Here is a 13,556-nt window from a genome sequence, read left to right as displayed (position 1 = left end):
GGTCGTGAGTGGCGATTCGGGTTAGAACCCGAATCGCCACTCACGACCACCGGCACCGACCGACCACCGGCGCCCCCGCTCACCTGCTACTTGACAGCTGACAGGGCCTTCCAGGACTTCCAGTCGTAGAACCAGTTCTTGACGTCCGATTTCATCGGGCTGGCCAGTTTCGAACCGGTGATCTCGACCGGGTCGCCGATCATCGCCGAGTCGAAGTACTTCTTCGCGTCCGCCTCGAGCAGGTTCACGCAGCCGTGCGAGGTGTTGGCCTTGCCGATGTTCGACGCGTTGTCCTGGTTCTCGTGGATGTACTCGCCGTTGTTCGAGATCCGGCAGGCCCACTTCTTGTTGACGTTGGTGTAGCCGTAGCGCGCGTTGTCGAAGCGGGCCGTCGGCTCCTTCGTCATCACGATGAACGTGCCGTTGGGGGTGTTCCGCTGGACGTCGCCGTCGAGCCCGTTCGAGCAGGGGTAGCTCGCCGACTCCGCCCCGCCGCGGTAGACCTTCATCGAGTGGTCCGGGGTGTTGACCTTGACCACCTGGTTGCGGCCGATCTTGAACTTGGTGGTGACGTCGGCCTTGCCGTACGCGCCGCCGCCGAGCGCGACGCCGTAGAGCTTCGCCTCGACGTTGACCGTGATGTTCGCGGGCCAGTACTCCTTCGGCCGCCAGTCGACCTGCACGTCCGACAGCCAGCCCCAGGAGCCCTCGACGTCCTTGTCGGTCGTCACCTTGAGCGCCTTCTCGACGGTGGCCTTGTCCTTGACCGGGGACGCGAACTTCACGCTGATCGGCATCGCGACGCCGACCTCGGCGTCGTCGGCCGGGTTCAGTGTGGCGCGAACCTCCTTGGCGGGCTTGACCGTGGTGAAGGTGCCCTTGAACTCGGCGGGCTTGTTGTCGCTGCCGGTCGCCTTCGCGGCGTAGGTGTACGTCTTGCCGTAGCCGAGGACCTCGGAAGCCGTCCAGGTGAGACCGTCGGGCGAAAGCTCACCCTTGACGTCTTTGCCGGAATCCCCGGTGACCTTGACCTCGGTCAGCTTGCCGTCGGCGACCTTCACCACGACCGGCGTGACCACGGACGCGTCCTTGGCGTCGGCGGCGGGCTCGGCGGTGATCTTGGCCACCGGCGGCGCGGAGTTCTCCCCTTCGCCACCACTGCCTTCCGGCTTGGCGTTGCCGCCCGATTCGCTGGAGCAGGCAGCGGCCACCATGGCCGCACCCGCGGCGAGCGCGGCCTTGAACACCGTGCGCCGTTCGATCACCGTGTACCTCCCATTGGCCCCCCGCGAGCTTCTACCCGCTCAGCGCTGAGGACCTCTCCGACGTTACCCGCGGCGATGGAACTCACCCTCGCCCCTCAAGGGGATAGACGCACGGGACCGGCCCGGGGTTGTTCACCACCCGCAATTCGTCCTCTAGTTGCGGGAGAGGGCTAGAGCGAGCAGTTGATGAGCAGGGGCTCTGGGTGCAGCGAGACGCCGAAGCGAGCCTCGACGCCGTCGCGCACTTCGCGGGCCAGGGCGAGGAGATCCGCTGTCGACGCCTTACCCCGGTTGGTGAGCGCCAGCGTGTGCTTCGTCGACAGCGACACCCGGCCGCCCGGCCCTTCGTGCCCCTTCGCGAACCCTGCGCGCTCGATCAGCCAGGCCGCGGACAGCTTCGTGCCGCCAGGCGCCGGGTACTGGGGCACGCGCACGTCCTCGCCGACGACGTTCACGATCCCCGTCAGCACCTTCGTGACCTGTGCCTCCCCGATGATCGGGTTGGTGAAGAACGAGCCCGCGCTCCACGTGTCGTAATCGTCCGCGTCCAGGACCATGCCCTTGCCGCGACGCAGTCCGAGGACCGCTTCGCGTGCTTTGTCCGCCGAGACCCGGTCACCGATCTCGACGCCGAGCGTGCGGGCGAGTTCGGCGTAGCGGATCGGGGCCGAGAGGCCGTCTTCGGTGACCTTGAAGCGCACTGTGAGCACGACGCCCGCATCGGTCCCCTTCAGGATCGACGTGCGGTAGCCGAAGCCGAGTTCCTCCGCGGTCAGCGTGCGGGTCTCGCGAGTCGCCCGGTCGTAGAGGTCGACAGAGACCAGGGACTCGGCCACCTCGCAGCCGTACGCGCCGACGTTCTGGATCGGGGTCGCGCCGACCGAACCGGGGATGCCGGAGAGACATTCGAGCCCGCCGACGCCGTCGGCGACCAGGCCCTCGACGAAACCGTCCCAGTTCTGGCCCGCCGCGACCTCGACGAGATCCCCGTCACGCGTCCAGCCGGTGTTGCCGACCTTCAGCAACGTGCCCTCGAAGCCGTCGTCGGCGACGACGAGGTTCGAGCCGCCGCCGAGCAGCAGGACCGGCTCGCCCGCTTCGTCGGCCTCGCGGACCGCGTCGACCAGGGCCTGCGCGGTCGTCGCCTCGGCGTAGCGCCGCGCCGGGCCGCCGAGCCGCAGCGTGGTGTGGTCGGCGAGGACGGCGTGCTGGGTGGGAGTTTCGGCAGTGCTCACGCCCGTGAACGGTACTGTCTGGCGCCATGGCCTCCCGTATCGAGCACCGCACAGCCTTCTCCGCCGACCTCGCGAGCGCGTGGGAAGCGGTGGCGAGCGAAGAGGCGCTGCGGGCCAGGCTGGAGCAGATCGGCGGCGACAACGCGGAGCTGCTGGAGTACGTCCCGGCCGGGGACGGCGTGCGCTACAAGCTGCGTCAGGGCATCAGCTCGGACAAGCTCCCCTCCGCCGTGCGGACGCTGCACCGGGGCGACCTCGTCGTCGAGCGCGAGCAGATCTGGAAGTCCTCCGGAGACGGCTACACCGGCACCGCGACGGCGTCCGTGCAGGGCGTGCCCGGCGAGATCACCGCGAAGACCTCGCTGACCGGCGAAGGTGAGCAGACGACCCTGGTCAACAGCGGCGAGGTCAAGGTGCGGATCCCGTTCGTCGGCGGGAAACTGGAGAACGTGATCGCCGAACAGGTCACCAAACTGCTGGAACGCGAGGCGGAATTCGTCGCGAAGTGGCTGGCCGAGCGCTGAAGCCGGTCGGGGCACCGACACGCGGGACGACCAACCCCAACCGGCTCCGGCGGGTGGACCGGTGGCTCGCGCGCGACCCGGCCGTGACGCGGCTGCTGCGCCGCGCGGACGAGCCGCTCGTGGTCGACCTCGGCTACGGCGCCTCACCGGTGACCACGGTCGAGATGGCGCGCCGGCTGCGCTCGGTCCGGCGTGACGTCCGCGTGCTCGGTCTGGAACTGGACGCCGAACGAGTCGCCGTCGCGCAATCCGCCGTCGACAGGCCGTGGCTGGACTTCCGGCGCGGCGGCTTCGAACTCGCCGGGACCCGCCCGGTGCTGGTGCGCGCGTTCAACGTGCTGCGGCAGTACGACGAGGCCGAGGTCACCGGGGCCTGGTCGCTGATGCTGGACGCGATGGCGCCGGAGGGGCTCCTGGTCGAAGGCACCTGCGACGAGATCGGACGGCTGAGCACCTGGGTGGCCGTCGGGCACGACGGGCCTCGCACGCTGACCCTTTCGGTCCACCTCGCCAGCCTGGAACGTCCGTCCACAGTGGCCGAGCGATTGCCGAAAAGTCTCATCCACCGCAACGTCCCCGGCGAACGTGTCCACGAACTACTGTCCACCTTGGACACCTGCTGGGCGACGGCGGCGCCGCACCAGAACTTCGGCGTCCGGGCCCGCTGGGCGCATACCGTCCACCTGCTCACCGCGCGGGGCTGGCCGGTGCTGAACCGGCCGTCGACGTGGCGGCTCGGCGAGCTCACCGTGCCGTGGTCGTCCGTGGCGCCCGACTAGGAATTCATCGGTACAACCCCACTCCGTCACCCCTACGCGACCTGCGGTGATCACCATGGAACCGTGGAACTGCTGGAGTACGTCACCGAGCTGCTGCGGGGCTCGCTGGGATCACCCTGGCTGTGGGTGATCGTGTTCCTCGTGTCCGGGTTGGACGCGCTCCTGCCGTTCATGCCGAGTGAGACGACGGTCATCACCGTCGCCGTCCTGATCGGCCCGGACCTGCCACAGCTGGCGCTGCTCGCGCTGGTCGCCGCGCTCGGGGCGTGGGCGGGCGACTGCCTCGGCTACACCATCGGCGCCGCCGCGGGCCCGCGAGCGCTGGCCCGTCTGCAACGCGGTCCGGACGGGATCCGGCGCTACGAATGGGCGAAAATCCAGGTGCGGCGCAACGCCGTCCTGCTCATCCTCGCCGCCCGCTACCTGCCCGGCGGCCGTGTCGCGAGCGGACTCGCGAACGGGAGTCTCGGCTACCCGCCGGGCAAGTTCGTCTCGCTCGACGCCCTCGGCGCGAGCGTCTGGGCGGTGTACAGCGTCCTGATCGGTCTCGTCGGCGGAGCGGCCTTCACGGACGAGCCGGAGAAGGGCCTTCTGCTGTCCTTCGCACTCGGGTTGGTGCTGGTCGCGGCGATCGAGATCGGGCGGCGGGTCCGCGTCCGCATCCTGACCCGGCGCCGTGCCGCGGCCGAGACCGGCGACAATGGCGTGTGTGTCGAACCCTGAACGCCGCTATGTGATCTCCTTCGGCTGCCCTGACCGCACCGGCATCATCGCCCGCATCTCGGGTTTCCTCGCCGAGCACGGCGGCTGGATCGTCGAAGCGGCGTACCACACGGACCCGGACACCGGCTGGTTCTTCACCCGCCAGGTCGTCCGCGCCGACTCGCTCCCGTTCGACGCCACCGAACTCCGCACGCGCTTCGCCGAAGTCGCCGAGTCGCTTTCCGCCGAGTCGAGCTGGCAGGTCAGCGACACGGGTGAGCGCCGTCGCGCCGTGATCCTCGTCTCCAAGGCCGGGCACTGCCTCTACGACCTCCTCGGCCGCGTCGCCTCGGGGGAACTGGACGTCGACGTCGCCGCGGTCATCGGCAACCACGAGTCGCTCGGCGACATCACCCGCGCCCACGGCATCCCGTTCCACCACGTCCCGTTCCCCGCCGGTGACGCCACCGCCAAGGCGCCCGCGTTCGCCGAGGTGCGGAAACTGGTCGACGAGCACGACCCGCACGCCGTCGTGCTCGCCCGGTTCATGCAGGTCCTGCCCCCGGAACTGTGCGAGGCGTGGGCCGGGCGGGCGCTCAACATCCACCACAGCTTCCTGCCGTCGTTCGTCGGCGCGCGGCCGTACCACCAGGCCCACGCGCGCGGGGTGAAGCTCATCGGCGCGACCTGTCACTACGTCACCGCCGACCTCGACGCGGGCCCGATCGTCGACCAGGACGTCATCCGCGTCGACCACGGCGACTCGGTCGAGGACATGGTCCGCAAGGGCCGCGACATCGAAAAGGTGACCTTGGCGCGCGGGCTGCGGTGGCATCTCGAGGGCCGTGTTCTGGTGCACGGTAACCGAACCGTCGTCTTCTGATGGTTCACTGAGGTCATGGGGACCTCAGAGATCAAGGTGATCGAGACGCGGGAAGCGCTGCGCGAGCACCTGGGCCATCCGAAAGAGACGACCAAGGGAAAGATCCTCTCCTTCGTCGACGAACACGCGCGCACGGTGATCGAGCACTCGCCGTTCCACCTGCTGGCGACGGCCTCGTCCGACGGGACCTGTGACGTCTCCCCGCGCGGCGACCCGGCCGGTTCGGTGCTGGTGCTCGACGACAAGACGCTGGTACTGGCCGACCGGCCCGGCAACAAGCTGCTGGACAGCCAGACCAACATCCTCGAGAACCCGCACGCGGGGCTGCTGTTCCTGGTGCCGGGGATGAACGAGACGCTGCGGATCAACGGCCGCGCGAAACTGGTCGCGGACGCGCCGTTCTTCGACGATCTCGTGGTCAAGGGGAAGCGGCCGCAGCTGGCGATCATGGTCGAGGTCCAGGAGCTGTACCTGCACTGCGCCAAGGCGTTCCTGCGGTCCTCGCTGTGGAAGCCGGAGACCTGGCCGGACCGCTCCGGCATCCCGAGCGCCGGCCGGATGTTCCGCGACCAGATGAAGCTGGACATCTCGGCGGAGCAGCTCGACGCCGCTTTGACCGAAGGTGCCCTCACGACGCAGTACTGAGTGCAATGAAAGTCCCCTTCATTGCAAAATTTGCGATGAAGGGGACTTTCATTGCACGCGCGTGAGGGGTCAGACGCGGACCAGCATCTTGCCGGTGTTCGCGCCGCCCAGCAGGTCCAGGAAGGCCTGCGGCGCGTTGCGGATACCGTCCACAATGGTCTCGGAGTACTTGAGCTCGCCGGAGGCGACGAGCGGCGCGACCTCCTTGACGAACTGCGGCTGCAGCGCGAAGTGGTCGCCCACCAGCATGCCGCGCATGGTGAACCGCTTCGCGATGATCGACGCGAGGTTGCGCGGCGCCGCGGCGGGTTCGGTGTTGTTGTAGACCGAGATCATCCCGCAGATCGCCATCCGGCCGTGCAGGTTGATCGAGTCGATGGCCGCTTCGAGGTGCTCGCCGCCGACGTTGTCGAAGTACACGTCGATGCCCTCGGGCGCCGCCGCGCGCAGCTGCTCGATGACCGGGGCGTCCTTGTAGTTGAACGCCGCGTCGAAGCCCAGCTCGTCGGTCAGCCACTTGACCTTGTCGTCCGTGCCGGCGCTGCCGATGACGCGCTTCGCGCCCTTCAGCTTCGCCAGCTGGCCGACGACGGAACCGACCGCACCGGCCGCGCCGGACACGAAGACGGTGTCGCCCTCTTTGAACTCCGCGACGTCGAGCAGTCCGGCGTACGCGGTGAGCCCGGTCATGCCGAGGACGCCGAGGTACGCCGTGATCGGCGCGGCCTCGGGGTCGACCTTCACCGCGTGCTTCGCGGCGACGACGGCGTGGGAACGCCAGCCGAGGCCGTGCAGCACGATGTCGCCGGGCTTGAAGTCGTCCACGGTGGACTCGAGCACCTCGCCGACGGCGCCGCCGTGCATGACCTTGCCGACCTCGTACGGCTCGGCGTAGGACTTCGCGTCGCTCATCCGGCCGCGCATGTACGGGTCCACGCTCAGGACCTGGTTGCGGACCAGGATCTGGCCCTCACCCGGCGTCGGGATCTCGACGTCCGCGATTTCGAAGTTCTCGAGCGTCGGGACACCGTGCGGACGGGAGGCGAGCCGGATCTCGGTTGCGTTCACGAGGTAACTCCAAGTCTGTTGCGAACCACAAGCGGGGCGATCGCCCCGTATTCACGACGGGTACAACGGGCTAACCGGGGCGACCATTCCGATTGTGGCGAGTACTACACGGCCTCGGCGAGTTTGCCGAGAACACCTTCGTAGATCCGCTTGAGGCCACCGGGCGCGAAGGTCTTCTCGAAGAAGCCTCCGATGCCGCCCGCGCCGTCCCAGGTCGTCTCGATCCGGACGAGGCTGCCCTCCGGCACCTCGCGGACGGTCCAGGTGGTGACCATGCTCGAGTTCGCGTCGGTCTCGACGATGGTGCCTTCGGACGGCTCGGTCACCGTCGCGGCGACGTCACGCACGCGCTTCGACGTCGCCTGCAGCTTCCAGCTCGCCTTCGTGCCCGCGCCGACGCCGCCCTCGGTGACCTCGTAGTCGCGGTAGTGCTCCGTCAGCAGCTTCGGCCGGGTTTCCGTGTAGTCCGCGACGAGCGTCCTGACCTTGTCCGCCGGCGCTTCGATGGTGCGCTCCGCGATGGCCGTGACCTTTCCCATCCCACTCCCTTTCACCCGTGTTGCAACGACAGCGTCCACGATTCCACCGCTACCCGCAGGGGGAACGAGCGCCCCCTCCGTCCTCCCCCGAACGCTATGAAAGGCCCGTTACTTGCAAAATTTGCAAGTAACGGGCCTTTCATAGCGCGCGCAGGGGCTAGATGAGGGACTTCTCCTTCAGCCAGTCCTTCGCGACGTCGCCCGGCTTCTCGCCGTCCGAGTCGACGCGCTTGTTCAGCTCACGCAGCTGCACGGTGTCGAGGGCCTTGCTGACGGCGTTGACGGCGGCCGCGAAGTCGGCGCCACGCTCGTCGAGGACCTTCTTGTTCACCGCGGGCACGACGTTCTCGGTCGGCACGATGGCGAGGTCGTCCTCAAGCGCCACGAACTGCGGGTCGCCGACGAGCGGGCTCACCGAGTCGACCGGGATGACGGTGACCTTGCCGGACCGCAGCTGCTCGACGCGCGGGCCTGCCTCCTGCACGGTCTGGAAGGTGGCCTTCAGCTTGTAGACGTCCGTGAAGCCCTTGAAGCAGGGAAGCCGCTTCTCGCACTCCGGGCCGCCCGCGACGATGACGTTGTCGACCTTGGACAGGTCGCTGATCTTCGCGAGGCCCTTCTCCTTGGCGAGATCGGCCTTCACGATGTAGGTGTTCTTGTCCTCCGCCGGCGAGTAGTCCAGCAGGCCGATGCCGTCGGCCTCGAACAGCTTCTTGAGCTGTTCGTGCTCGCCCGCCGCGTCCTTCGCGGCGTCCTTGCCGAAGCCGGTGGTGATGGCGGCGCCCTGGTACTCCGGGATGAACTGCAGTTCGCCGGACTTCAGCGCCGGGTAGATCAGCTCGCGCGAACCGAGGTTCAGCTTGCGGGTGATCGGGTAGCCCTTGGCCTCCAGCGCGTTCGCGTACAGCTCGGCGAGGATCAGGCTGTCGGTGAAGTTGAAGGAGGCGACGACGATCGGCGCCCCGCCCTTGCTCTGCGCGGCCGGGGCCGCCGCGTCTTCGCCACCCCCGCAGGCGGTCATACCGAGGACGGCGGCGGCGAGCACCGCGCCCACTCGAACATTCCGTGTCCAGCGCACGTGCACACACTCCTATGACTCGAACAGAGGAATGGACAGTATCTCCGGGTCACGACAGAATCCACATTTTGAGAGCTCCGCCCCGTGTGCTCCCAGAGAGCGGAATCAGTACGCCCGATCGGGGTAGAGTCGGCCGGTGCGAGCCTCCTCCGTGTTCCCGGTACCCGCCCAGGGCGGGCGGCCGCTGTTCGAGTGGCGGTGGGTGGACCGTCATTTCGACGAGATCCTCGATCGGCTCGGCGAGCACGTCACGCTGACCGCGGCGGCGCTCGCCATCGGACTCGTGGTGTCCATCGGTGTTTCCGTGGTTTCGCTGCGTCGCCGGTGGTTCTACGTCGTCGCGCTGAGCGCGGCCGGTTCGCTCTACGTCATCCCGAGTCTCGGCGCCTTCGCCGTCCTGGTGCCCTTCACCGGCCTGACGTCCTTCACGACCGCGGTCATCCCGTTGGCGACGTACACGTTGCTGATCCTCATCCGCAATATCGTCACCGGCGTCGAACAGGTGCCCAAGGAAGTCCGCGAAGCCGCGCTGGGCATGGGTTTCACGCGTTCCCGGTTGCTGTGGCAGGTCGAGCTGCCGCTCGCGCTGCCGGTGGTGATCGCGGGCCTGCGCGTCGCGGCGGTGACCACGATCGGGCTCGTGACGGTGACTTCCATGCTCGGCAAGGGCGGGCTCGGGTACTTCATCCGCGCCGGGATCCAGACCGCGACCCCGAACCCGACGTCGATCATCGTCGGTGTCGGGCTTTCCGTGGTGCTGGCCGTGGTGGTGGATCTCCTGCTGTGGGTCGGCGGGCGCGCGCTCGCGCCGTGGTCTCGGAAGGCGTCGCGATGAGCATCATCGACCAGACCATCGAGTGGTTCGGCGAACCGAACCGCTGGAGCTGGACCGACTCCGCGGGCGTGCCGTACCGGACGGTCGAGCACCTTCAGTTCTCGTTGCTGGCACTGGTGATCTCGGCCGTGCTGACGATCCCGCCCGCGTTGTGGCTCGCGCACTACCGCCGCGCGCAGTTCCTCGCGACGAGCGCGGTGAACATCGGCCGCGCGATCCCCAGCTTCGGGCTGGTGATCCTGTTCTGGTTCCTGGCTTCCCGGCTCGGAGTCGACACGACGTTCTGGCCGTTGATGCTCGCGCTGGTGGCCCTGGCGCTGCCGCCGTTGTTCACCAACACCTACGCGGGCGTCATCCAGCTGGAGCAGGAAACCGTCGACGCCGCGCGCGGAACCGGCTACCGCGAGTGGCAGATCATGCTGCGCCTGGAGTTGCCGCTCGCGTCGCCGGTCATCCTCGCGGGTGCCCGCGTCGCGTTCCTGCAGCTGGTCGCGACCGTCGCGATCGGCGCGATCGTCAACGACGGCGGCGGGCTCGGACGGTACATTGTGGACGGTTTCGCGCTCGGGGATCCGGGACACGGCGAGATCCTGGCGGGCGGCATCGCCGTCGTCGTACTGGCTTTGGTGTGCGAGGGCGTTTTCGCGCTCATCACCCGGGTGGTGACTCCGCGCGGGCTGGCGATCCAGTCCCGCGCGGAGGCCCAAGCCTGATCCCCTGGCTATTCGAGCAGCCAGATCCAGTAGCGGTCACCGTCGAGGATGTGGTGACGGCCGATGAAGTCGTTCACGGTCTGCTCCATCGCCGAGAAGGTGCGCTCGGGGAGCGGCAGGACGGCGAACGACGGATTCGCCCCGGTCCCGTGCCCGGGATAGTGGCCCGCCCCGTCCCTCGTGCTGTTGAACGGATACACCGCGCACTTGAGGACCAACCCGTCCGGACCGGTATGCCAGTCCGGGCCCCACCGCCGCGCGCAGTAATACTCGGAGCGCGTCTTGCTCGCGTCCTGAGCCGCCTGGTGGTGGGTCCGCGTGAGCGGGTAACTGCGCAACGCCAAGATATCGCCGAACCACCCCGGAATGTGACTGCCTTCCGCGGGCCCGGGGTACAACTTGTCGATGGGACTGTGGATCGCGTCGGCCACCAGTCGCCCGTAGTCCCTGATCGCCGGGTCGTGAAGATCCACGACGAACAGGGCCGGCTTCGGGAAGACGCACTTGCTTCCTTGGACGTAGCCGGCCTCGTCGCACCGCGCTTCGGTCGAAAGCTGCGGCGCGTTCTCCACCTGGCCGTTCTCGCCCTCGACGAACAGCGTCCGGCCCAGGTTGTACCAAGTACGCTTCTCGGCTTGGATCTCCGGCGGGTCCTGGTAAATCGGAGGGTCTTCGCCGCGCATGGTGAACACCGTGTCCTCGACGGGCCTGGCCTTCCACTCCGCGATGCTCTTCGTGACCTTGGCTTCGGGCACGTCGCAGTCCGCGGTCCCGGAGGTGTCCTTCGCGGCGCACGTCATGGTGGCGCCGAACCGCGTGGTGTCGGGCAGGCCGTGGATGGAAGAGAACTGCATCCGGTGGCTGATGACGACACGACGCTGCGAAGGCACCATGTTCCGGGTGACGACCACGTATACGACCGCCTCACCGACCAGCTGGCAGCCGGGCTCGGGGCAGGCGTATTGCCGATAACGCAATTGCGTCTTCTGACAGGTGGAAAACCGATTCTTGAAGTACCCGTCCGCCGGATTCGGGCGACTGGGAGTACATTCGTCGAAAGTGACCGGCTGGGGTATGTTCCGGTCGGTGGCCGGAAGGGGATTCTCCGCCGGTGGCGACTCCCGCAGTATCTCCAAAGATGTTGCGAGAGCGGCGGTTTGCGTAAAACTCGTCATCGATGCGACGAGCAAGACCACCATGGAGATCATGAGCGTGCCGCGAACAGGTCTTCGACGATTCATGGGTGTCCCCATTCTCGAAATAATGTGGACCACCTAGATTAAAGGAGTGACGACGTCGAAATCGCCGTCAGAACGGCCCAAATTCCCCGGCCGAAAACGCGGCGACGAGAGCAGTCACTTCAGGCCCCAACGCCCGGTCCACCTCCACCGGCGGCACCAGCTCCCGCAGCCGTCCGTAAGCCGGCCGCAGTCCTGGCGCCCCGTCCCCGGACGCCAGCCACCGCGCCTGCGAACCCGTGATCAGGTCACAAGCCGTGATGGCGGACATCCGCGCGCAGGCGTCACGGAGCTGATTCCCCGCCGCCCAGGCGAACGCCTGCACGTCCTCTTGTCCGGCGGAAGTGTCGACGGAGCCCAACGTCGCGGGTGTGGCCAGCCGTCGCAACGCGTGCAACTCCCCCACCGCGCGTTTGTGCAGCGGCACCAGCCCCGCCTGCGGTCCCGGATCCGCCGCCAGTTGTGCGGGCAGTCCGCTGAACCGCTCGTCCAGCAACCGGTGTGTCCGCTGGACGCTCACTTCGCCGAGATGCACCAGCGCCGCCGTCACCGCGTCCATCCGCAGCCCGAGTTCGACGGCGTGGAAACCCGTCGTGGACACGAATTCGCCGTCCAGGAAAGACGGCGAGTCGGTCGGCATCGAGCGCCGCAAGGCCGCGTCCAGCTCGGCGGTGACCCGGGTCAGATGGGCGATCGCGCGGGGCGCGACCCGGACGGAAACCGGCGCCTGCACGACCTCCGGCCGTTCGACGGACCCGTGGATCAGTCCGCTCACTTCGAGAAGCACCGAGCGGAGAACCTGATCGTCTCCCGCCAGCGCGGGACGGTAGACCGCTTGCGGCGCACCGAGAACGTCGCTCGCGATCGCCGCGGCCAGCGTCTGCAGGTCCACGAGCCGCCTGGCCTCGACGAGCGCGAAGGCGGCGAGCGTCTCGGCCAGCGGCGAGCCCTGGATGAGGGTCGCGCCCTCCTTGAGACCTGGCTCGTACGGCTTCGCCAGCACCTCCGACGCGGGCGTCTCGACGCCGTCCACCAGCACGGTCCCGACGCCGAGAAAGGTCTGGAAGGCATGCGCCAGCGGGATGATCTCGCCGGCGCTGCCCAGTCCCGTCCTCGGCACGGCGGGCGTGAACCCCTCGTTCAGCCGGTCGACGAGGAACGTCACCAGCTCCGGGCTCGCGCCCGCCTCCGGCGCGAGCAGATCCCGCAGGCGCACCAGCAGGAGCCAGCGCACTTCCTCCGCCGAAAGCCAGGGCGGACCGCCGACGGCCCGGCCGATCAGCAGGTTCCGCTGGTGCGCGCTCGACGCGGGAGAAGCGACTCCCGCGAGCCGCCCCATGCCGGTGTTCACGCCGTAGACGGGGCGATCGGTCAGCGCGCCGAGCACGCGGGCGCGGTTCTCGCCCAGCCTCGTCAGCAACGCGGGATCGACCTCGAGGACCTCGGCCTCGAACGCCGAAGCCAGCTTGAAGTCCTTTGTGGACAGTCTCACTCGACGGGACGCGCGAGCCCGTCGATCACCTCGGCACCGGGCAGGGACGCGAGGGTCGCGCCCGAGATCAGCAGCTTGCCGCCGCGGATCCCGCTGCCGATGACCAGTTCGGGTTCGTCCGCGACGCGCTGGTCGATCAGGATCGGCCAGCCCTCGGGCAGGCCGACCGGGGTGATGCCGCCGTACTCCATGCCGGTGAGCGAGACGGCCTCGTCCATCGGGGCGAAGGACGCCTTGCGCACGTCGAGGCGGCGCTTGATCACGCCGTTCACGTCGGCGCGGGTGGTGGCGAGGATCATCGCGGCGGCGAAGCGGACCTCGCCGGCGCGTTTGCCCGCGACCACGACACAGTTCGCGGACGCCGACAGCGGTGAGCCGTACGCCTCGCAGAAGGCGGCGGTGTCGGCCAGATCCGCGTCGATCTCCACGACCCCGACGGAATCAGGGTCGGAGAGGGAGGCGAGCGCCTTGGCGACGGGCTCGGCGACGAGGTCCGGGCGGGAGAGGGCGGGGACGACGGTGAGGCTTCCGGCGATGGTCCAGGTAGTCACAGCGCCACG

At 68.4% G+C, this 13,556-nt stretch carries 15 protein-coding genes; 7 read left to right on the top strand and 8 right to left on the bottom strand.

Translation table 11 applies throughout. The features are described 5' to 3' along the window. Positions 1–86 precede the first annotated feature (86 nt). Together BKN51_RS36955 and BKN51_RS36950 are read right to left on the bottom strand one after the other, a co-directional pair. A complete protein-coding gene (locus BKN51_RS36955; RefSeq protein WP_101611997.1) occupies positions 87–1,265 on the bottom strand; it encodes a L,D-transpeptidase in 1,179 nt (392 codons plus the stop codon). Between the two features lie 170 nt (positions 1,266–1,435). Then, complete coding sequence (locus BKN51_RS36950) at positions 1,436–2,500, bottom strand: UDP-N-acetylmuramate dehydrogenase (RefSeq protein WP_101611996.1); 1,065 nt, start codon at positions 2,498–2,500, stop codon at positions 1,436–1,438. A gap of 26 nt (positions 2,501–2,526) precedes the next feature. Here BKN51_RS36950 and BKN51_RS36945 point away from each other — a divergent pair, with 26 nt between their 5' ends. The 5 genes from BKN51_RS36945 (at position 2,527) to BKN51_RS36925 (ending at position 6,033) form a co-directional block, all read left to right on the top strand. Then, on the top strand, positions 2,527–3,024 hold the full coding sequence (locus BKN51_RS36945; protein WP_101611995.1) for a DUF2505 domain-containing protein: 498 nt from the start codon (positions 2,527–2,529) through the stop codon (positions 3,022–3,024). After that, positions 3,006–3,803, top strand: coding sequence for an SAM-dependent methyltransferase (locus BKN51_RS36940; protein ID WP_101611994.1), 798 nt, complete (start codon positions 3,006–3,008; stop codon positions 3,801–3,803). The genes BKN51_RS36945 and BKN51_RS36940 overlap by 19 nt, the downstream gene beginning before the upstream one ends. A gap of 63 nt (positions 3,804–3,866) precedes the next feature. Continuing rightward, on the top strand, positions 3,867–4,526 hold the full coding sequence (locus BKN51_RS36935; RefSeq protein WP_101611993.1) for a DedA family protein: 660 nt from the start codon (positions 3,867–3,869) through the stop codon (positions 4,524–4,526). After that, positions 4,504–5,388: a formyltetrahydrofolate deformylase gene (purU, locus tag BKN51_RS36930; RefSeq protein ID WP_174720501.1), complete on the top strand. Its 885-nt coding sequence runs from the start codon at positions 4,504–4,506 to the stop codon at positions 5,386–5,388. Before BKN51_RS36935 ends, purU begins: the two co-directional genes overlap by 23 nt. A gap of 15 nt (positions 5,389–5,403) precedes the next feature. Next, positions 5,404–6,033 (top strand): pyridoxamine 5'-phosphate oxidase family protein, encoded by a 630-nt coding sequence (locus tag BKN51_RS36925; RefSeq protein WP_101611991.1) that lies wholly within the window; start codon positions 5,404–5,406, stop codon positions 6,031–6,033. A gap of 69 nt (positions 6,034–6,102) precedes the next feature. On the opposite strand, the gene BKN51_RS36920 is transcribed toward BKN51_RS36925, so the two are convergent. From BKN51_RS36920 to BKN51_RS36910, 3 genes are all read right to left on the bottom strand, one after another. After that, positions 6,103–7,101 (bottom strand): NADP-dependent oxidoreductase, encoded by a 999-nt coding sequence (locus BKN51_RS36920; RefSeq protein ID WP_101611990.1) that lies wholly within the window; start codon positions 7,099–7,101, stop codon positions 6,103–6,105. Between the two features lie 104 nt (positions 7,102–7,205). Further along, positions 7,206–7,640, bottom strand: coding sequence for an SRPBCC family protein (locus tag BKN51_RS36915; RefSeq protein ID WP_101611989.1), 435 nt, complete (start codon positions 7,638–7,640; stop codon positions 7,206–7,208). A 157-nt stretch (positions 7,641–7,797) separates the two neighbouring features. Then, a complete protein-coding gene (locus BKN51_RS36910; protein ID WP_174720577.1) occupies positions 7,798–8,694 on the bottom strand; it encodes an ABC transporter substrate-binding protein in 897 nt (298 codons plus the stop codon). Positions 8,695–8,869: 175 nt separating this feature from the next. On the opposite strand from BKN51_RS36910, the gene BKN51_RS36905 reads away from it, so the two are divergent. Together BKN51_RS36905 and BKN51_RS36900 are read left to right on the top strand one after the other, a co-directional pair. Next, entirely contained in the window at positions 8,870–9,553 is a 684-nt protein-coding gene (locus BKN51_RS36905; RefSeq protein ID WP_168214636.1) for an ABC transporter permease, read from the top strand. Then, positions 9,550–10,266, top strand: coding sequence for an ABC transporter permease (locus BKN51_RS36900; RefSeq protein WP_101613679.1), 717 nt, complete (start codon positions 9,550–9,552; stop codon positions 10,264–10,266). The genes BKN51_RS36905 and BKN51_RS36900 overlap by 4 nt, the downstream gene beginning before the upstream one ends. A gap of 8 nt (positions 10,267–10,274) precedes the next feature. Here BKN51_RS36900 and BKN51_RS36895 read toward each other — a convergent pair whose 3' ends face one another. The 3 genes from BKN51_RS36895 to BKN51_RS36885 form a co-directional block, all read right to left on the bottom strand. Further along, the gene (locus BKN51_RS36895; protein ID WP_233223079.1) at positions 10,275–11,243 is read right to left on the bottom strand and encodes a transporter; all 969 of its coding nucleotides are present in this window, start codon (positions 11,241–11,243) and stop codon (positions 10,275–10,277) included. 331 nt (positions 11,244–11,574) lie between these two features. Further along, on the bottom strand, positions 11,575–12,996 hold the full coding sequence (locus BKN51_RS36890) for an aromatic amino acid lyase (protein WP_101611985.1): 1,422 nt from the start codon (positions 12,994–12,996) through the stop codon (positions 11,575–11,577). Further along, positions 12,993–13,547 (bottom strand): YbaK/EbsC family protein, encoded by a 555-nt coding sequence (locus tag BKN51_RS36885; RefSeq protein ID WP_101611984.1) that lies wholly within the window; start codon positions 13,545–13,547, stop codon positions 12,993–12,995. Before BKN51_RS36885 ends, BKN51_RS36890 begins: the two co-directional genes overlap by 4 nt. Positions 13,548–13,556 lie beyond the last annotated feature (9 nt).

It is taken from the genome of Amycolatopsis sp. BJA-103 (assembly GCF_002849735.1).
In the GTDB taxonomy this organism is placed as follows: domain Bacteria; phylum Actinomycetota; class Actinomycetes; order Mycobacteriales; family Pseudonocardiaceae; genus Amycolatopsis.
Note: the sequence above shows the minus strand (reverse complement) of the source record. Positions and strands in the feature narration are given on the sequence as shown.